Below are 17,686 nucleotides of genomic sequence, written 5' to 3'. Positions count from 1 at the left end.
AGGACTCGGGTTTCTGCCCGATGCCCCGCCCAAGGGCTCGCCCTTTAGGATCCCGGACTTTCAGGGCCGCAGCGCCGTCTCGGTGTCGGCGAGGGCGAGGCGGACCAGTTCGGTCATCGTCCCGCGGGCGGCCTCCGGGTCGCCCGCCACGATCGCCTCGTAGAGGACCCGGTGGTCGGGCATCGGGTCCCGGGGCAGGCCCTGGCGGCGATGCTTGAAGATCGTCGTCCACGTCACGGCCGCCGCGATGGAACTCGACAGGGCGATCAGCGGGCCGTTGCGGGCGGCCTCCAGGATCGCGGTGTGGAAGGCCTGGTCGGCGGCCCGGCCGGCCTCCGTCGTGAGGCCGTGGCGGCCCATCTCCTCGAGGGCATGGCCCATCCGGGCGATGTCGAGGCCCGAACGCCGGGCCGCGGCGAGCGCCGCCGCGGCCGGCTCGACGATCATCCGCAGCTCGAACAGGTCGCGGATGAAGGTCTCGCTCGGCTCCGACTCGAAGGCCCAGGCCAGGATATCGGGATCGAGCAGGTTCCAGCGGCTGCGCTGGCTCACCCGCGTCCCGGTGCGCGGGCGGCTCTCCACCAGCCCCTTGGCGCTCAGGATCCGGATCGCCTCGCGATAGGCGGTGCGCGAAACCTTGAGCTGCTCCGAGAACTCGATCTCCCCGGGCAGCACGTCGCCCGGCGCGTAGCGCCCCGCCAGGATCGCCGCACCGAGGTCGCGCGCCACCGAGCCGTGGATGCGCCGCGAATCCGACGCGAGCGGGAGCCTGACATCCTCGTATCCGCGATCCTGTCTCACCCATGGCCTCCGGTCCGAGCCACCGGGACGGGCCAGGAACGCCGGGATCGTATCTGGAAGTTGTACGAGTGCAAGCGTCGACACCTATAAGCAAAGGGACCGGAACTCTTGCGGCCCAGAGGAATCTGATCTAGCTTATTTGTATGAGTAAAGAACCCGCCAGCGACGCGACGATCCGGGGCAGCGTCCTGGTCGGCGCAACGGATGTGACGACGGCCGAGACGTTCCGGGCCGCCGATCCCGCGACCGGCGCGGCCCTGGAACCGGCCTTCGCGTCGGCGGGCGCCGAGGAGGTCGCGGCGGCCTGCGCCCTGGCGGAGGCCGCGTTCCCGAGTTTCTCGGAGACCGATCCCGCGGCGCGGGCCGGCTTCCTCGAGGCGGTGGCCGCTCGCATCGCCGACCTCGGCGAAACCCTGATCGCGCGGGCGACGGCGGAGACCGGGCTGCCCCGCGCACGGCTGGAGGGCGAGCGGGCCCGTACGGTCGGGCAGCTCCGGATGTTCGCCGCGCTGGTCCGGTCGGGCAGCTGGGTCCAGGCCACGATCGATCCGGCGCAGCACAAGCGCCAGCCGCTGCCCCGGCCGGACCTGCGCCGCCGCCACGTCGCCCTGGGTCCGGTGGCGGTGTTCGGGGCGAGCAACTTCCCGCTGGCCTTCTCGGTGGCTGGCGGCGACACCGCCTCGGCCCTGGCGGCGGGCTGCCCGGTGGTGGTCAAGGGCCACCCGGCCCATCCCGGGACCGGGGAGCTGGTCGCCCGGGCCGTACGCGGCGCGGCGGCGGACTGCGCCCTGCACCCGGGCGTGTTCTCCTATCTGCCGGGGCCGTCGAACGCCCTCGGCGCGGCCCTGGTGGCGGATCCCCGGATCAAGGCCGTGGGCTTCACCGGGTCCCGCGGGGGCGGGCTGGCGCTGATGCGGGTGGCGGCCGGCCGAGCGGAGCCGATCCCGGTCTATGCCGAGATGAGCGCGGTCAATCCCGTCCTGCTCCTCCCCGCCGCCCTGCGGGACCGGGGCGCGGCCCTGGCGGCGGGCTTCGTCCAGTCCCTGACCCTGGGGGCGGGGCAGTTCTGCACCAATCCGGGCCTGCTGATCGGGATCGCGGGGCCGGAGCTCGACGCCTTCGCGGCGGCCGCCGGGGCGGCGATCCGGGCGAGCGCGCCGCACACCATGCTCACGGCCGACATCCGGGCGCGGTTCGAGGACGCCGTCGCCGCGATGGCGGAGCGCCCGGGGGTGACGGTGGCGGCCCGCGGGGCGGCGGCCGGACCGGGGGGCGCCCCCGCCGCCCTGCTGCGCACGCAGGCCAGCCGGGTCCTGGCGGATCCGACCCTGGCCGAGGAGATGTTCGGACCCGCGGCGATCCTGGTGGCGGCCGCCGACATCGCGGAGGTCGCCCGGGTGGTCGAATCCCTCGGGGGGCAGCTCACCGCGACCCTGCAGCTCGACCCCGCGGACGAGCCCCTCGCGGCCGGGCTCGTGCCGCTGCTGGCCCGCAAGGCCGGCCGGATCCTCGCCAACGGCTGGCCGACCGGCGTGGAGGTGGCCCCCGCGATGGTGCATGGCGGTCCCTTCCCGGCCACGTCGGACGGGCGCAGCACCTCGGTCGGCACCCTGGCGATCGAGCGGTTCCTGCGCCCGGTCTGCTACCAGGACCTGCCCGCGGCGCTCCTGCCGCCGCCCCTGCGCCCGGACAATCCCTGGCATCTCGTGCGCCGGATCGACGGCGCCCTCGAACCACAGCCCGGCGGCTGAAGGACAGGCGCAGGTCACGCACAGGCGCGCGGCCGGCCTCGGCCGCGCATCGGGGCGGCCCGCAGAGGCCGCCCTCGGAGGACATCGGGATGGGTCGATCACGCCTTCAGGTTCGGAAGCCGGACGGGCCGCAAAGCGGCGCTCCGGGCGCCGAAGGCTTGGCGCGGCGGGTGCGCGGCGTCCCGGCGACCGCACCCTGCGTGCGGGAGCTCTGAGATGGCGCAGCCGATCCGCATCGGGCTGGTGGGCGTCGGCAAGATCGCCCGCGACCAGCATCTTCCGGTCATCGCCGCCTCCCCGGACTACGCCCTGGCGGCGGTGGCGAGCCGCCAGGGCGGCCTCGACGGGGTGCCGAGCTACCGGACGCTGGACACGATGCTGGCCGCCCGGCACGACCTCGACGCCCTCGTCCTGTGCCAGCCGACCCAGGCGCGGTTCGAGGCCGCCCGGGCGGGGATCGCGGCGGGGCTTCACGTCTTCCTGGAGAAGCCCCCCGGGGCGACCCTGGCGGAGGTCGGGATCCTGGTCGAGGCCGCGCGGGCGCAGGGCGTCAGCCTGTTCGCGAGCTGGCACTCCCGCTACGCCCCCGGGGTCGAGCCCGCCCGCCAGTGGCTGTCGGGCCGCCGGATCCGGTCGGTGTCGATCGCCTGGCTGGAGGATGTCCGGCACTGGCATCCGAACCAGGACTGGATCTGGGAGGCGGGCGGCATGGGCGTGTTCGATCCGGGGATCAACGCCCTGTCGATCGCCACCCACATCCTGCCGCCCTTCGTCCTCACCGGCGCGACCCTGTCGGTCCCGGAGAACCGGCAGGCGCCGATCGCCGCCGACCTGCGCTTCACGGATTCCGACGGCACCCCGATCCAGGCCGCGTTCGACTGGCGCCAGACCGGCCCCCAGACCTGGGACATCCGGGTCGAGACCGAGGACGGGGAACTCGTGCTGTCGAAGGGCGGCGCGGTCCTGGCCGTAAACGGCCGCGACCAGCCCCTGCCGCCCGAGGCCGAGTATCGCGGCCTCTACGACCGTTTCGCCGCCCTGGTCCGCTCCGGCGCCAGCGACGTCGACCTCAATCCGCTGATCCACGCCGCCGACGCCTTCCTGCGTGGCGAGCGCCGCAACGTGGAGGCCTTCACGGACTGACCGGGAGGCCCCCCTGCGGGACACGAACGCGACAGAGCCCAGAAGGCCGCGCGATTAAGGGGGAGTTACGATGATAGGACAGCATGCACGGTGGGCAGCGCTCGCGCTCTGCACCACGATGGCGGCCGGCATCCGCTCGGCCGAGGCTCAAGGCGCGGCCACCGCGCCGGACGGGGGGCCATCCCTGATGAATCCGGGTCCGAAGGCCAGCCCGGCCCAGAAGGCCCAGTACCGGGCGAACCGCGCCCGGCGGCGGGTCATCCGTGAGGCACGGAGCGCGGCCGGTCCAAGCAGCGCGGCGGCCGAGGGCATCACGCAGGGCGCCACCGCGGCCCCGCCGTCGCTGCCGCCCGGCACCGTCGACCTCGGGCACGGGATCACCGCGATCCTGAACTACACGGGCGAGTTCGCCGCCAACCCGAAGGGCGGCCTCCGCCAGGGCTCGGACTATGCCGGCCAGGTCTTCTTCGGCCTCGACGCCGACCTCGGCCGCCTCGCCGGGATCGACGGCGGCTCGATGCACGCCATCGTGACCGACCGCCACGGCCGCAGCCTGTCGCGGGACCTGATCGGCAACAACACCAGCGTGCAGGAGATCTGGGGCGGCGGCCAGACCGTGCATCTCTCGTCGCTGTCCTACGAGCAGAAATTCTTCGATAACCGCCTCGACATCGAGGTCGGCCGCCTTTTGGCCAACCCGAATTTCCTTGCCTCGCCGTTCTACTGCAATTTCCAGAACAATGGAACCTGTGGTGCGCCGAAATCGGCATTCAAAATGACGAACATCACCTGGTGGCCGATCGCCACCTGGGGCGCCCATGCCAAGGCCTGGGTGACCGACAAGGTGTTCGTGCATGCCGGCATCTACGAGGTGAATCCCCGCGATCAGCAGGACAACCAGAACGGCATCGACTGGTCGACCAACGGCGCCACCGGCGTCGTGGTGCCGGTGGAGGTCGGCTACTCGACCAATTTCGGCAACGACGCTCTGCCGCGCAACTACAGCGTCGGCGCGATCATCGACCAGTCGGACTATAGCGATCCGGTGCTCGACATGCGTCGGGGGGCCCAGCTGTTCAGCGGCCTCGACCCGCTGACCCGGTTCGGCCGCTCGGCCGTCTATGCCCGCTTCGACCAGATGGTCTGGCGTCCGGATCCGAACGGCGTCCAGGGCCTGTCCCTGTTCGGCGCCGCGGTGTTCGGGACCGGCGGTCGACAGACCCAGGACTACTTCCTGGAGGGGGGCGCCGTGCTGACCGGCACCTTCCCGGGCCGGCCCTACGACACCCTCGGCTTCGTGTTCGCCATGGAGCACCTCTCGCCCCTGGGCACAGCCAATATCCGGGCGGCCCGGGCTTCCTATGGGCTCGGCAGCCGCAACGTCGAATCCCTGCAGACCATCCTGGAGCTGAGCTACGGCATCCAGCTGACCCCGGCGGTGCGGCTGATGCCGAACCTGCAATACGTGATCGATCCGGATCAGACCCGCTTCCCATTCCGGCCGAAGCCGATCCCGGACGCCTTCGTGGTCGGCGCGAAGCTCTCGGTGGACCTGTTCACCCTGGCGGGCTTCTCCAAGGGCCCCGGGAGCCTCTGAGACGGCCGCCGACCCGCGCGAGCCGGCATCGCCCGGCTCGCGGACCGACGAAACGACAGGGCCGCGCGGACGATCCACGCGGCCCTGTCGTTTCCAAGGGATCATCCGTTCGCCGCAGACGGGCCGGGGCCAGCCGCGATGGCCGGCCCCGGCCGTTCCCTGCGCCGAGACGCGGAGCGCCCCGGAGGCTCACTCGGCCGCGGTCATCTCGGCCGTGAAGTGGCCGCACCAGTCGCTCGAGGTGACCACCGGCCACAGGCCCTTGGATTCCGGCTCCGGCTGGCTGACCGGCGGGTTGAACCGGCACAGGCCGGCATCGGCCTGGGGCGCGGCGCCGTTGCCGGTGTGCTCGTCGAAGAACTTGCAGCTCTCGCAATGGGCGTTGGCCATGTCGCGTATCTCCCGGTGAAGATCGGCTCCGTGCCGTTCTGTTGCGAATTAGAACAGCTATAATCTAGAAGTCAATGCGGGATTTCGGGCGCGGCTCCCCGCACGCGACCGCACAGCCCCCTGAACCCGGCGCGCGCCGCGGGCCGGGGCGCCCCGTCGGCCCGCCCCGCGGGCGGTCTCCGGATCCCGGGGAAGCGTTTTCCCGCCGTCGCCCCGCCGGGGGATGATCGTCCTCCCGGCCCCGGGATCGGGAGATCTGTCGGGCTTTCCGGGTGGCCTGCGGGCTCAGGCCCTGTCTCCGGCGAGAAAAATCCGCGTCCGGAGCGAGACGAAACTTCACCCATGACGCCGGATTACGGGGAGAACATTTTTCTCGCTCCGACGAATAGGGAAAACCGTTTCATTGACCTGCGGATAGGGGGCGATCCATTCTCGTCACCCGTTCCGAGATCCGGCCGCGCCGCCTTCCGTCCGTCCCGGCCGGAGCGCTTCGCCGTCCCGCCCATCGCAAGGCACAAGGCAGCCAGAATGACACGACCGAGACTCGTCGGGCTGAGCGCGAACGTGCAGCGGCCGTCCAAGACCCGCACGCTGGTCGACGCGGTGCTGCGCGAGGCCAGCGCCCAGGCCGCCCTCGACGCCCGCATCCTGGACTTCGTCGATGCCGGCTCCGGCCTCGGCGCCGCCTGGACCCGCGACCGGCTGCCGCCGCCCGCCCGCGCGGTGCTCGACGCCATCGAGGAGGCGGACGGGCTCGTCGTCGGCTCGCCGGTCTACAAGGGCGCCTATACCGGCCTGTTCAAGCACCTGTTCGACCTGGTCGATCCGGGGGCGCTGGCCGGCAAGCCCGTGGCCATCGTGGCCACCGGCGGGGGGCTGCGCCACGCGCTGGTGGTGGAGCACGCCTTCCGGCCGCTCTTCGGCTTCTTCGGCGCGCTCCAGATCCCCACCGCGGTCTACGCCTCGGACGCGGATTTCGACGACGGCGTCCTGACCCAGGCCGGCGTGCGGGCCCGCGCCGCGGAGGCGGGCGGGCAGCTCGCCGCGCTCCTCGTCCACCGCGCGGCCGCTTCGGCCCCGGTCGCGCTCGCCGCCGCCGAGTGAGCCCCGCGATGCTCGACCGCCGCACCCTGCTCGCCGGCCTGCTGGCGCTTCCGACGGGCCTCGCCGCCGCCCGGAGCGCCGGGGCGGCCGAACCGGGACTCCTCCGGATCGGCTACCAGAAGAACGGCATCCTGGTGGTCGCCAAGCAGCAGGGGATCCTCGAGCGCCGCCTGGCGCCCCTCGGGCAGACGGTGCGCTGGATCGAGTTCTCCTTCGGGCCGCCGCTGCTCGAGGCCCTGTCGCTGGACGGGATCGATTTCGGGCAGACCGGCGATGCGCCGCCGGTCTTCGCGCAGGCGGCGCGGTCCAACCTCGTCTACGCCGCCGCCCAGGAGGCGGGCGGCTCCGGATCCGGGATCCTGCTGCCGAAGGGCTCGACCCTCACCGGCCTCGCGGATCTCAAGGGCAAGCGGGTCGCCTTCGCCAAGGCGTCGAGCGCCCACAACCTGACCATCGCGGCCCTGGAGAAGGCGGGGCTCGGCTACGCCGACATCGAGCCGGTGACCCTGGCGCCCGCGGATGCCGCCGCCGCCTTCGCCCGGGGCAGCATCGACGCCTGGACGATCTGGGACCCGTACTTCGCCATCGCCGAGGCGGGGGAGGGGGTGCGCGTGCTCGCCTCCGCCACGGAGATCGCCCCGCAGAACAATTTCTTCCTGGCGAGCCGGCCCTTCGCGGAGAGCCGCGCCCCGGTGCTCGCCGCGGTGATCGGGGGCCTCGCCGAGGTGGCGGCGTGGTGCACGCAGAATCGCGGTGCGGTCGCCGAGCTCCTGTCGCAGGGCACCGGCGTGCCGCTGGCCGCGACCCGCCGGGCGGTGGACCGGACCGACTACGTGATCGGCCCGATGAACGACCGCGTCGCCGCCGCGCAGCAGCGCGTGGCCGACCGCTTCCACGCCCTGAAGCTGATCCCGAAACCGGTCCGGATCGCCGACGCGGTCTGGACGCCCCCCGCCCGCAACGGCTGAGTCATGACCGACCGAACGCCCCGCGCCCTGTCCCTGGCGCCGTCCGCCGGGCTCGCCCCGAGCCGCCGCCTGCTCCTGTCGGCGGGCCTCGGCCTCGCGGCCGCCTGCGCCCTGCGCCCCGCCCGGGCCGCGGGCGGCACGATAAGGATCGGCTACCAGAAATACGGGTCCCTCGTGCTGCTGAAGGGCCGCGGCACCCTGGAACAGGCGCTCCAGCCCCTCGGCACCGCGGTGGTCTGGTCGGAATTCCCGTCCGGGCCGCCGCTGATGGAGGCGCTGAACGCCGGGGCGGTGGATTTCGGCTCGGCCGGGGAGGCCCCGCCGATCTTCGCGCAGGCCGCGAGCCCGGACCTGCGCTACGTCGCCGCCGAGCCGCCGGCCCCGAGGGGCGAGGCGATCCTGGTGCCGAAGGACAGCCCGATCCGCAGCCTCGCCGACCTGCGCGGCCGGACGCTGGCGCTCAACAAGGGCTCGAACGTCCATGTCCTGGTGGTGCGCGCCCTGGAGAAGGCCGGCCTGCCCTACGACGCGGTGAGGCTCGCCTTCCTGGCCCCGGCCGACGCCAACGCCGCCTTCGTGCGCGGCGCGGTCGACGCCTGGGCGATCTGGGACCCGTATCTCGCCGCCGCGGAGCGGGCCACCGGCGCCCGGGTCCTGGCGGACGGGCAGGGGCTCGCGCCCAACCGCCAGTTCTACCTGTCCCGGCGCGGCTTCACCGACGCGAGCCCCGAGATCGTCTCGGCCGTGCTCACGGCGATCGGCGCGGTCGATGCCTGGGCCGAGGGCCACGCGGACGCGGTGGCGGCGGAGCTGGCGCAAGCGGTGGGCATCCCGGCCCCGATCCTCGGCGTCGCGCTGGGCCGCCTGTCCTACGGCGTGGCGCCCCTCGACGCGGCGACCGTGGCCGACCAGCAGAAGGTCGCCGACGCCTTCCACGGCCTCGGCCTGCTGCCCAGACCCGTCCGGGTCGCCGACGCGGTCTGGACCCGGCCCGAACGCCGGGCCGAGAACCGGGGGGAGACCCGCTGATGCCTGTTCTGACCCGCGCGCGCCTGCGCGACACGGCCCTGCCCTGGCTGCTGCCGGCCGCGATCCTCCTGGGCTGGCAGGCCGCGGTCTCGGCGGGCCTCGTCTCCAACCGGTTCATGCCGGCGCCCCTCGACGTGGTCCGGGCCGGCTGGGAGGCCGGGCGGACCGGGGAGCTCTGGACCAATCTCGGGGTCAGCACCCTGCGGGCCCTGGCGGGCTTCGTGGTCGGCGGCGGCATCGGCTTCGGGCTGGGCCTGGCCAACGGCCTGTCGCGGCTGTCGGAGACGCTCACCGACACCTCGGTGCAGATGGTCCGCAACGTGCCCCACCTGTCCCTGATCCCGCTGGTGATCCTGTGGTTCGGCATCGGCGAGGAGGCCAAGCTGTTCCTGGTGGCGCTGGGCGTGTTCTTCCCGATCTACGCCAACACCCTGCACGGCATCCGCGCGGTGGATCCGGGCCTCGTGGAGATGGGCCGCGTCTACGGCATGTCCCGCACCGAGCTGTTCACCAGGGTGGTGCTGCCCGGCGCCCTGCCGTCGATCTTCGTCGGCCTGCGCTACGCGCTGGGCATCATGTGGCTGACGCTCATCGTCGCCGAGACGATCTCGGCCTCCTCGGGGCTCGGCTACATGGCCATGCAGGCGCGCGAGTTCATGCTGGTCGACGTCGTCGTGCTGGCGATCCTGATCTACGCGGTCCTCGGCAAGCTCGCCGACGCGCTGACGCGCAAGCTGGAGCGCGTCTGCCTCGCCTGGAACCCCGCCTACAGGAGCGCCTGATGCTGCTCGACACCGTCCGCCGCGAGGCGCTTCCCGACGCAGCGACCGCCCCCCGGCAGGCCGGAGACCCGGAACCGGCGCGGTCCGCGGCGGAGTCCGCCCGCGGGATCGCCGTGACCGCCCGCGACCTGCACAAGAGCTTCGACGGCCATCCGGTCATCGCGGGCCTCAACCTGTTCCTGCCGGCCGGCGGGTTCACCGCGGTGGTCGGCCGGTCCGGCTGCGGCAAGAGCACCCTGCTGCGCCTGATCCTCGGGCTGGAGACGCCGACCGGCGGCCGGATCGAGCTGCAGGGGCCGGAGGGCAACCCCCGCCGGTCCGAGCCGCCCCGGCGGATCATGTTCCAGGAGCCGCGCCTGCTGCCCTGGGCCCGGGTGGTGGACAACGTCGCGGTCGGCCTGTCCGGCCAGGGCACCCGGGCCGGGCGCCGGGAGCGGGCGCTGGCGGCGCTCGCCGAGGTCGGCCTCACCGAGAAGGCCGGGCAATGGCCCGCGACCCTGTCGGGCGGCCAGCGCCAGCGCGTGGCTTTGGCCCGGGCGCTGGTGAGCCGGCCGGGCCTGCTCGCCCTCGACGAGCCGCTCGGCGCCCTCGACGCCCTGACCCGCATCGACATGCAGGATCTGATCGAGCGGATCTGGCGGGTGCAGGGGTTCACCGCGCTGCTGGTCACCCACGACGTCGCCGAGGCGGTGGCTCTGGCCGACCGCATCCTCGTCGTCGAGTCCGGACGCATCGCCCTCGACCTGCGGGTCGAGGTGCCGCGCCCGCGCCGGCGCGGGGATCCGGATCTGGCGCGGCTCGAAGGCCGTATCCTCGATCATCTGCTCGGCGCGCCGCAAGCCGCCTGAATCGTGACGGAGACTCCGATGACCGCACCGAATGACGGGCGCGCCGACGTCCTCTGGTTCCTGCCGACCCACGGCGACGGCCGCTATCTCGGCGCCCAGGAGGGGGCCCGGGAGGTCTCGCTCAGCTACCTGCGCCAGATCGCCCAGGGCGCCGACGCGCTCGGCTATTACGGCGTGCTGCTGCCGACCGGGCGCTCCTGCGAGGATTCCTGGATCGTCGCCTCGGCGCTGGCGCCCCTGACCGAGCGCCTGCGCTTCCTGGTGGCGGTGCGGCCGGGCCTGATGGAGCCCTCCGCGGCGGCCCGCATGACCGCGACCCTCGACCGGATCTCGGAGGGGCGCCTGCTGATCAACGTCGTCACCGGCGGCGACCCGGTGGAGCTCGCCGGCGACGGCGTGTTCCTGTCCCACGACGCGCGCTACGCCGTCACCGACGAGTTCCTGACGATCTGGCGGGGCCTGCTCTCGGGCGAGACCGTGACGTTCCAGGGCGAGCACCTGCGCACCGAGAACGGCCGGCTGATCTACCCGCCGGTGCAGAAGCCCTACCCGCCGCTCTATTTCGGCGGCTCCTCGGCGCCCGGCATGGCGGTGGCGGCCGAGCATTGCGACGTCTACCTCACCTGGGGCGAGCCGCCGGCCCAGGTCGCCGAGAAGATCTCCTCCGCGCGCCGCGCCGCGGAGGAACGTGGAAAAACCTTCTCCTACGGCATCCGTCTGCACGTGATCGCCCGGGAGACGGAAGGAGAGGCCTGGGACGCCGCGGAGACGCTGATCTCGAAGCTCGACGACGCCACCATCGCTAAGGCGCAGGAGACCCTGAAGCGGCAGGATTCCGTCGGCCAGAGCCGGATGATGGCGCTCCACGGCGGCCGGCGCGAAAACCTCGTGGTGTCGCCCAACCTCTGGGCGGGCGTCGGCCTCGTGCGCGGTGGGGCCGGGACGGCTCTGGTCGGCTCGGCCGACCAGGTCGCCGACCGGATGAAGGAGTATATCGACCTCGGGATCGACCGCTTCATCCTGTCGGGCTACCCGCACCTGGAGGAGGCCTACCGCTTCGCCGAGCTGGTCTTCCCGAAGCTGCCGCTCCGCGCCACCACGGGCCGCCCGGCGAGCAACGCCCGCAACGACGGCCCGTTCGGCGAGATCATCGCCAACGACCTCGTGCCGGCCCAGCGGGTCGGGGCGCATTGACCGGTGCGCAGACATGGCTGATCTGCACGCGCGCCATCCGGGCGTCATGGTCACGCCATTCTTGGCTCGCATCCGTCCGGCCCATCGCCGCGCGACACGCTCGCGCGGCCCGGATGCGTGAAGGATATCCATGACTTCGACCAAGACGGCCCTGACCGGCCTCCTGGCCATCGGCCTGTCCCTCGGTTCCGCCGCGGCCTTCGCGGAGCCGTCGCCGGCCCGGGAGGCCCTCAAGCAGCACTGCACCGGCGACTACATGGATTACTGCAGCGCCTACGCGCCCGGCGGCCCCGAGGTCGAGGCCTGCTTCAAGGCCAATCTCAAGAACCTCACGCCGGGCTGCTCCGCGGCGATCACCGCCTACAAGAAGGAGCAGAAGTCGACCAAGCGCTACAGCGAGGCGCACTGACGAACCGGGCGCCCGCGGGACGGTCGCCGCGCTTCCCCGGACGCGGCCTGCTTCCGCGCAAGATTTCGACAGTCCTGCGCGCCGCACCGGGACCGATCCGGGGGTGCCGGCCGGGCTAGGCGGCCGCAACCCCAGATGTCGGCCGGACGGCGTGCGTGAAATCTCTGGACGCATCCGGAGATCATCATGAAATTTTAAGCGTGCGGCCGCGATGACGAGGCGCTAGTTCGGACAAGCCTGATTCCGACGGCCCCGGGCGGATCGCGCGGCGGCGCGGAACTGAGTCCCGGCTCCGTCGGAGCTTCGTAGACCCGGATCCCGTGCCGATGACGACCACCGACAGGACCTCCGCCGGAGGCGCGGCGCGTGCGGTGTCGGCGCGCGTGTCGCGGACGATCCTGGCCGCCGGCGTGGCGACCATGATGATCGTGCTCGATCTCATCGTGTACTCGCAGCTGATCTTCTCGGGTCCCCTCGCCGAGAGCCGCACCGCCGGGGTGGCGGCGATGTTCGCGGCCTACGTCCTGGGGGGCCTCGTCTTCGCGGCGCTCAAGCGGGACATCGTGATCTCCCTGTCGTTCTTCGGGGCGGCGGCCATCGTGCAGGCGGCGATCGCCGCCGCGATCGCCGGGCAGCTGCACGGGGCGGGCGTGACCGATCCGGACGCGGTCGGCCAGATCGTCCTCCTCGCCTGCGGCGTGACGACCCTGCTGACGGGCCTCGCCTTCGTGTCCCTCGGGAGCCTGCGCGCCTCTCTGGTGGCCCAGCTGCTGCCCTACCCGATCCTGATCGGCTTCCTGTCCGGCGTCGGGCTGCTGCTCCTGCGCAGCGGCGTGCAGATCGGCGCCCATATCGACGACGCGCTCGCGGCCGTGCTGGGCAGCCTCGATCCGGTGACGCCGACCCCGGGCCCGATCGATCCCGGCACCCTCGGGCGCATCGCCCTGACCCTCGGCATCGGCGTCTGCGCCTTCTACCTGCCCCGGCGCCTCCCGCATTGGGGGACCTTCCCCGCCATCGTCATCGCCAGCTTCGCCCTGGTGCATCTCGGCCTGTCGGCCCAGGGTCTCGACACGGCCGCCGCCCAGGCGGCCGGGTGGCTGGTCGATCCGCTGCCGCCGGGATCCCTGCTGCGGGCACCGGCCATCGGCGGCCTCCCGGCCTTCGATCCCGCCCTGCTCCTGCCGATCCTGCCGAAGATCGCCACCGAGATGCTGGTCGCGGTCATCATCCAGATCCTCTACGTCGTCAGCGTCGAGCTGGACCTGCGGCGCGAGTTCGGCATCGACCGGGTCTTCGTCGCCGCGGGCTGGACGAACGTCCTCGGCAGCCTGTTCGGCAGCCCGGTGATGGGATTCGACCGGACCTCGACGCTGTACCTGCACACTATCGGCGGCGGCCAGTGGCTGGGCCGGTGGCTGACGCTCACCGTCATGGCGGCCGTGCTGGTGTTCGGGGCGAGCGCCCTCGGCCTGCTGCCCCGCCCCCTGGCCGGCGGCGCCCTCATCGCCATCGCGCTGGGGCACCTCTTCAACCTCTCCCGCGCCCACCGGACCCTGCTGCCCTGGGAAGTCGCGGTGGCGCTGGCCGTGTGCGCGACGACCGCCCTGTTCGGGGCGACAGTGGGCTTCCTGACCGGCATGCTGCTGGCGATGCTGATCTTCGCGGTCCAGTACGCCCGGATCCCGACCATCCGCCGGGTGCTCTCCGGGGCGGAGCGGCGCAGCAGCATCATCCGCGCGCCCGACACCGCCGCCCTGCTGCGCGAGGCCGGGACGCGCACGCGGATCTACACCCTGCAGGGCTTCCTGTTCTTCCTCAACGGCCAGGCGATCTACCAGCGGGTCGCCGCGGAGGCCGGAACCCTGCGCGTGCTCGTCCTGGACTTCCGGGACTGCGTCGGCCTCGACAGCTCGGCGCTCGTGGCGTTCCGGAAGATCGGGCAGCGCGCCGAGGCGCAGGGCTTCGACGTGCTGCTGGTGCATCTCGGGGCGAAGGCGCTCCGGCTGATCGAGCGCAACGGCCTCACCGCCGGACCGCGGATCCGTGTCCTGCCGACCCTCGACGAGGCCCTGCGCGCCGCCGAGGCGACGCTGCTGTCGGAGACCGGGATCTCCGGGGCCGGCGCGACCGCGCGCTTCGCCCAGCATCTGTCGGATCAGCTCGGCTGCGCGATCGAGCCCGGCGACCTCGCCCCCTACGTGACCGTGCGCACCCTGGACACCGGCGCGGCGCTGATGCGCCAGGGCGAGGCGGCCGACGCCCTGTATTTCCTCGAGCAGGGCCTCGTCTCGATCGAGATCGCGGTGCCGGGGCGTCCCCATATGCGCCTGCGCACCACCACGGCGGGCACGGTGATCGGCGAGGTCGCGCTGGTGCAGGGCGGGCGGCGGACCGCCACGGCCGTCGCCGAGAGCCCCTGCCGCGTCACCGGCCTCGACCGGGCGGGCCTCGCCCGCATGGAGCGCGAGCGCCCCGACCTCGCGCTGTACGTCCAGCGCTTCCTGATCCTGGAACTGGCCGGCAAGCTCACCGACACGAACCGGCTGCTCGAGGTCGAGCTGCACTGAGACCCGGTCTCCCGGATCCGGGGTCGGGCTCATCGCGGTCCGGTATGAGGCCCCCGGATCCGCGCGATCAGGCCGCCGCCAGGATCGCCGCCAGACTGATATGGGTCGCTTGGTGGAGGAACTGGTCGATGCCGATCAGCCACCAGAACCGGGCGTCGGTGGCGGGGAAGCGCGTGCGCCGGCCGATCAGGCTCTTTCCGCGGTCGATCGCCGTGTGCACGGCGAAATCCACCAGCGCCAGCCACCACAGGGCCGGCTTGACCGGCAGCGCGATCAGCAGCGTGCCCAACCCGTGCAGGCCGGTATGGGCGCAGAGCGGCACGGCCCAGGCCGAGGCGCGGTCCTTGCCCCGCGCCATCCAGGTGGTCTGGAGCAGGAAATCCGCCGCGAGCTGCTTCACCGCGAAGGCGAGGAACAGCAGGGCCAGGGCGCCGACCGGAACGGGCGTGTCGAAGGACGGCATCGCAGCGCTGGGTCTCCTGCCGCGCTCGAGCGGGCCGACGGCGCGGGCGCCGAATCGATGGGTCTCCAGCATACACCCCCGGCCGGCCCCTGGCTCGGTTCGGGCCGCGGCCACGCCGCGGGGGCGGGGGGGGAAAGGGGAGGAAGGGGAGGGAGCGGGCGCGACCGGACGACCGCGCCCAGACGCGCGGCGATCCTCACGGGCGGCCGATCCAGGCCGCGCGCAGCACCCGGAGGTTGGCCGCCGGGACCGGCGCGGCCGGTCGGGACGCGGGCGGTCCGGACCGCGCCGGATCGATCACCGCCAGCCGGGCGACCTCCGCGGCCAGACGGGTGTAGTCGGCCAGATGCACGCCGTCCTGGTGCAGCCCCGGCCCGGCGAGGCCGCCGGCGCCGGCGCGCAGGGCGGCGAACGGGTCGAAGAAGGCGTGGCCCCGCGCGGCGCAGAGCGCCGCGAGGCGGTCCGAGAAGATCGCGACGGCGGCCGGGTCCCGGCCGGTCGTCCAGGCGCCGACCGGCGGCACGGCGGCGACGAAGACCTGCGCCGACCAGGTGTCGAGGAGGTCCAGGATGCGCCGGACCTCGGCCTCGAACCGGCGCACGCTCCGGTCCCGCTCCGGGTGGCGCCAGCGCAGGATGTCGTTGGTGCCGATGATCAGAACGGCGGCCGCGCAGCGGACCGGGACGGGCAGATCCGCGAGGTGGCGGGCGCAATCGGCCGCGGTGCTGCCGCCGACGGCGACGTTGAGGCTGGGCCGGCCGCCGAAATCCGGCGTGCCGATGAACTCCGCGTGGGAATTGCCCGCCAGCAGCACGCTGTCCGGCGTGGCGGCGCGGAGCGCGGCGCGGAGGTCGGGCCGCCGTTCGGCGAGCCGCCGCCCGACGATCCGCCGGTGCCGCCAGTGTCGGATGGCGGTCTCGATCCAGGGAGCGCGCATGGCTGTCCTGAGCAGGCGTGAGGGATCGGCCGCGCCGGGGGGCCGGAGCGGGGTAGGGAGCGGGCACGGGCCGGATCGACTATCGGTGACCGCAGGCAGGCGACGGAGAAGTCAGGCTTTCATCATTCAGGCGCCGGAAACACACGGAAATACTTTCCAATACTGCGTGCCGACGGTGCCGATCTATAAGTGGGAAAATTTCACACGTCAATGGCCACGCTGGCCGTCGCCCGGTCCGGGTCCGGCGGCTTCCGGCTCCGGCGCAGCCGCGCTAGAATGCCGTCCGCCGGAGTGGATACCGGTTCGGCGCGAGAAAGCACGTCACCACAAGACCCTCGGTCGGGGGTCTCAGGGGCGGCCGCGCCGCGGCGGCGGCCCGGGACGGTCGGGGAAAGCCGGGATGGTCAGGGATCGCGTCTTCATCGTCACGGGCGCCGGCTCGGGGCTGGGGGAAGCGGCGGCGCGCGGCCTGGTGGCGGCGGGGGCGCGGGTCGTGGTGGCCGACATCGCCCGGGAGGCGGGGGCCCGGGTGGCGGCGGAGCTGGGCGCGCAGGCGCGCTTCGCGGCGACCGACGTCACGCGCGAGGCGGACGGGCAGGGGGCGGTCCGGGCGGCCCTCGACGCCTTCGGGCACCTGCACGGGCTGGTGAACTGCGCCGGGATCGCGCCCGGGGAGAAGGTCCTGGGCCGCGAGGGACCGCACCGGCTCGACAGCTTCGCCCGGGCGGTCTCGGTGAACCTCGTCGGCACCTTCAACATGATCCGGCTGGCAGCCGAGGCGATCGCCCGGGAGGCGCCCGATGCGGACGGCGCCCGGGGCGTGATCGTCAACACCGCCTCAATCGCGGCCTTCGACGGCCAGATCGGGCAGGCGGCCTACGCGGCCTCGAAGGGCGGGGTCGCCGCGATGACCCTGCCGATCGCCCGGGAACTCGCCCGGCACGGCATCCGGGTCGTCACCATCGCGCCGGGCATCTTCGCGACGCCCATGATGGCGGCCATGTCCCAGGACGTGCAGGACGCGCTGGGCCGCTCCGTGCCGTACCCGCCCCGGCTCGGGCGCCCGTCGGAATACGCCGCCCTCGTCCGGCACATCTGCGAGAACCCGATGCTGAACGGCGAGACGATCCGCCTGGACGGGGCGCTGCGGATGCCGCCCCGCTGAGCGTCTCTCAGCCGATCGACACGCTGGTCAGGATTTCGGCGGCCCGGCGCACCTCCGCGGCGATCATCTCCTCGCTTGGCCCATCGATCGGCAGGTCGGACAGGATCGCCGCGACGTCGCGCTTCACGTCCTCGCGGATCTCCGGATTCTCCTCCGACAGGCGCCCGATCAGGACGCCCAGCACGATCTCCAGCGCCGACAGCTTCGCGTGTAGGCGCGTGACGTCGTCCAGGGGCTCGGGCTCGTGTCCGGTCATGGGCGGCTCCGTCTCGGATGGGGGGCCGACGCGCGCGCCGGCGGGCTCGGCGTCTCATACAGCCGCGGCGGCCGGCCGTCTCGCCGGACGGTGCAGCGTCCGGGCCGGCGTCGCATGGGGGCGGGGGCGGCGCTCCGAGGGCCGGCGCGCCACGGCCGCCCCGCCGCTGCATGGTGTCGCCCCGCCGCGGGAATGCGGAGCCGGACGGCCGCCCCGGCGATTGCTCCCGGACGCGGCGTCCGCCAGGGCGTGGATCGCAGGGCGCTGATCGGGAGGGCG

17 protein-coding genes are annotated in these 17,686 nt (G+C 73.2%); 12 read left to right on the top strand and 5 right to left on the bottom strand.

Annotation, left to right across the window (positions count from 1 at the left end; all coding sequences use genetic code 11):
- Positions 1-60: 60 nt before the first annotated feature.
- Complete coding sequence (locus AC3IF1_RS18255; RefSeq protein ID WP_489218749.1) at positions 61-801, bottom strand: FadR/GntR family transcriptional regulator; 741 nt, start codon at positions 799-801, stop codon at positions 61-63.
- Positions 802-944: 143 nt separating this feature from the next.
- Here AC3IF1_RS18255 and AC3IF1_RS18250 point away from each other — a divergent pair, with 143 nt between their 5' ends.
- From AC3IF1_RS18250 to AC3IF1_RS18240, 3 genes are all read left to right on the top strand, one after another.
- A complete protein-coding gene (locus AC3IF1_RS18250) occupies positions 945-2,552 on the top strand; it encodes an aldehyde dehydrogenase (NADP(+)) (protein ID WP_489218748.1) in 1,608 nt (535 codons plus the stop codon).
- 216 nt (positions 2,553-2,768) lie between these two features.
- Positions 2,769-3,695, top strand: a complete 927-nt coding sequence (locus AC3IF1_RS18245; RefSeq protein WP_489218747.1) for a Gfo/Idh/MocA family protein — start codon at positions 2,769-2,771, stop codon at positions 3,693-3,695.
- A 70-nt stretch (positions 3,696-3,765) separates the two neighbouring features.
- Positions 3,766-5,292, top strand: a complete 1,527-nt coding sequence (locus tag AC3IF1_RS18240) for a carbohydrate porin (protein ID WP_489218745.1) — start codon at positions 3,766-3,768, stop codon at positions 5,290-5,292.
- A 189-nt stretch (positions 5,293-5,481) separates the two neighbouring features.
- Here the strand turns inward: AC3IF1_RS18240 and AC3IF1_RS18235 are convergent, their stop codons facing one another.
- On the bottom strand, positions 5,482-5,682 hold the full coding sequence (locus AC3IF1_RS18235; RefSeq protein WP_243969498.1) for a hypothetical protein: 201 nt from the start codon (positions 5,680-5,682) through the stop codon (positions 5,482-5,484).
- A 528-nt stretch (positions 5,683-6,210) separates the two neighbouring features.
- On the opposite strand from AC3IF1_RS18235, the gene msuE reads away from it, so the two are divergent.
- From msuE to AC3IF1_RS18195, 8 genes are all read left to right on the top strand, one after another.
- On the top strand, positions 6,211-6,786 hold the full coding sequence (gene msuE / locus AC3IF1_RS18230; protein ID WP_243969500.1) for an FMN reductase: 576 nt from the start codon (positions 6,211-6,213) through the stop codon (positions 6,784-6,786).
- An 8-nt stretch (positions 6,787-6,794) separates the two neighbouring features.
- Entirely contained in the window at positions 6,795-7,754 is a 960-nt protein-coding gene (locus AC3IF1_RS18225; protein WP_489218744.1) for an aliphatic sulfonate ABC transporter substrate-binding protein, read from the top strand.
- Positions 7,755-7,757: 3 nt separating this feature from the next.
- Positions 7,758-8,783, top strand: a complete 1,026-nt coding sequence (locus AC3IF1_RS18220; RefSeq protein ID WP_489218743.1) for a sulfonate ABC transporter substrate-binding protein — start codon at positions 7,758-7,760, stop codon at positions 8,781-8,783.
- Positions 8,783-9,565 carry an aliphatic sulfonate ABC transporter permease SsuC gene (gene ssuC / locus AC3IF1_RS18215; protein ID WP_489218742.1) on the top strand — a complete coding sequence of 261 codons (783 nt, stop codon included), beginning with the start codon at positions 8,783-8,785 and terminating at the stop codon, positions 9,563-9,565. Before AC3IF1_RS18220 ends, ssuC begins: the two co-directional genes overlap by 1 nt.
- Entirely contained in the window at positions 9,565-10,413 is an 849-nt protein-coding gene (locus tag AC3IF1_RS18210) for an ABC transporter ATP-binding protein (protein WP_489218741.1), read from the top strand. Before ssuC ends, AC3IF1_RS18210 begins: the two co-directional genes overlap by 1 nt.
- Before the next feature lie 18 nt (positions 10,414-10,431).
- Positions 10,432-11,607 (top strand): FMNH2-dependent alkanesulfonate monooxygenase, encoded by a 1,176-nt coding sequence (ssuD, locus tag AC3IF1_RS18205; RefSeq protein ID WP_489218740.1) that lies wholly within the window; start codon positions 10,432-10,434, stop codon positions 11,605-11,607.
- A 130-nt stretch (positions 11,608-11,737) separates the two neighbouring features.
- Entirely contained in the window at positions 11,738-12,016 is a 279-nt protein-coding gene (locus AC3IF1_RS18200) for a cysteine rich repeat-containing protein (RefSeq protein WP_243969510.1), read from the top strand.
- 326 nt (positions 12,017-12,342) lie between these two features.
- Complete coding sequence (locus AC3IF1_RS18195; protein ID WP_489218739.1) at positions 12,343-14,586, top strand: cyclic nucleotide-binding domain-containing protein; 2,244 nt, start codon at positions 12,343-12,345, stop codon at positions 14,584-14,586.
- Positions 14,587-14,653: 67 nt separating this feature from the next.
- Here the strand turns inward: AC3IF1_RS18195 and AC3IF1_RS18190 are convergent, their stop codons facing one another.
- Together AC3IF1_RS18190 and AC3IF1_RS18185 are read right to left on the bottom strand one after the other, a co-directional pair.
- Entirely contained in the window at positions 14,654-15,049 is a 396-nt protein-coding gene (locus AC3IF1_RS18190; protein WP_489218738.1) for a DUF3307 domain-containing protein, read from the bottom strand.
- A gap of 196 nt (positions 15,050-15,245) precedes the next feature.
- Positions 15,246-15,986: an SGNH/GDSL hydrolase family protein gene (locus AC3IF1_RS18185; RefSeq protein WP_243969516.1), complete on the bottom strand. Its 741-nt coding sequence runs from the start codon at positions 15,984-15,986 to the stop codon at positions 15,246-15,248.
- 400 nt (positions 15,987-16,386) lie between these two features.
- Between AC3IF1_RS18185 and AC3IF1_RS18180 the strand changes: the two genes are divergently transcribed.
- On the top strand, positions 16,387-17,151 hold the full coding sequence (locus tag AC3IF1_RS18180; protein WP_243969518.1) for a 3-hydroxyacyl-CoA dehydrogenase: 765 nt from the start codon (positions 16,387-16,389) through the stop codon (positions 17,149-17,151).
- Positions 17,152-17,158: 7 nt separating this feature from the next.
- On the opposite strand, the gene AC3IF1_RS18175 is transcribed toward AC3IF1_RS18180, so the two are convergent.
- Complete coding sequence (locus AC3IF1_RS18175; RefSeq protein WP_243969520.1) at positions 17,159-17,407, bottom strand: hypothetical protein; 249 nt, start codon at positions 17,405-17,407, stop codon at positions 17,159-17,161.
- Between the last annotated feature and the right edge of the window lie 279 nt (positions 17,408-17,686).

It is taken from the genome of Methylobacterium sp. E-012, from assembly GCF_057836545.1.
This window is presented reverse-complemented; position numbering and strand designations above follow the sequence as displayed.

Coding starts and splice junctions, on each gene's coding strand:
- AC3IF1_RS18250 (WP_489218748.1), top strand. CDS start 945: ATGAGTAAAGAACCCGCCAGCGACGCGACGATCCGGGGCAGCGTCCTG.
- AC3IF1_RS18245 (WP_489218747.1), top strand. CDS start 2,769: ATGGCGCAGCCGATCCGCATCGGGCTGGTGGGCGTCGGCAAGATCGCC.
- AC3IF1_RS18240 (WP_489218745.1), top strand. CDS start 3,766: ATGATAGGACAGCATGCACGGTGGGCAGCGCTCGCGCTCTGCACCACG.
- AC3IF1_RS18235 (WP_243969498.1), bottom strand. CDS start 5,682: ATGGCCAACGCCCATTGCGAGAGCTGCAAGTTCTTCGACGAGCACACC.
- msuE (WP_243969500.1), top strand. CDS start 6,211: ATGACACGACCGAGACTCGTCGGGCTGAGCGCGAACGTGCAGCGGCCG.
- AC3IF1_RS18225 (WP_489218744.1), top strand. CDS start 6,795: ATGCTCGACCGCCGCACCCTGCTCGCCGGCCTGCTGGCGCTTCCGACG.
- AC3IF1_RS18220 (WP_489218743.1), top strand. CDS start 7,758: ATGACCGACCGAACGCCCCGCGCCCTGTCCCTGGCGCCGTCCGCCGGG.
- ssuC (WP_489218742.1), top strand. CDS start 8,783: ATGCCTGTTCTGACCCGCGCGCGCCTGCGCGACACGGCCCTGCCCTGG.
- AC3IF1_RS18210 (WP_489218741.1), top strand. CDS start 9,565: ATGCTGCTCGACACCGTCCGCCGCGAGGCGCTTCCCGACGCAGCGACC.
- ssuD (WP_489218740.1), top strand. CDS start 10,432: ATGACCGCACCGAATGACGGGCGCGCCGACGTCCTCTGGTTCCTGCCG.
- AC3IF1_RS18200 (WP_243969510.1), top strand. CDS start 11,738: ATGACTTCGACCAAGACGGCCCTGACCGGCCTCCTGGCCATCGGCCTG.
- AC3IF1_RS18195 (WP_489218739.1), top strand. CDS start 12,343: ATGACGACCACCGACAGGACCTCCGCCGGAGGCGCGGCGCGTGCGGTG.
- AC3IF1_RS18190 (WP_489218738.1), bottom strand. CDS start 15,049: ATGCCGTCCTTCGACACGCCCGTTCCGGTCGGCGCCCTGGCCCTGCTG.
- AC3IF1_RS18185 (WP_243969516.1), bottom strand. CDS start 15,986: ATGCGCGCTCCCTGGATCGAGACCGCCATCCGACACTGGCGGCACCGG.
- AC3IF1_RS18180 (WP_243969518.1), top strand. CDS start 16,387: ATGGTCAGGGATCGCGTCTTCATCGTCACGGGCGCCGGCTCGGGGCTG.
- AC3IF1_RS18175 (WP_243969520.1), bottom strand. CDS start 17,407: ATGACCGGACACGAGCCCGAGCCCCTGGACGACGTCACGCGCCTACAC.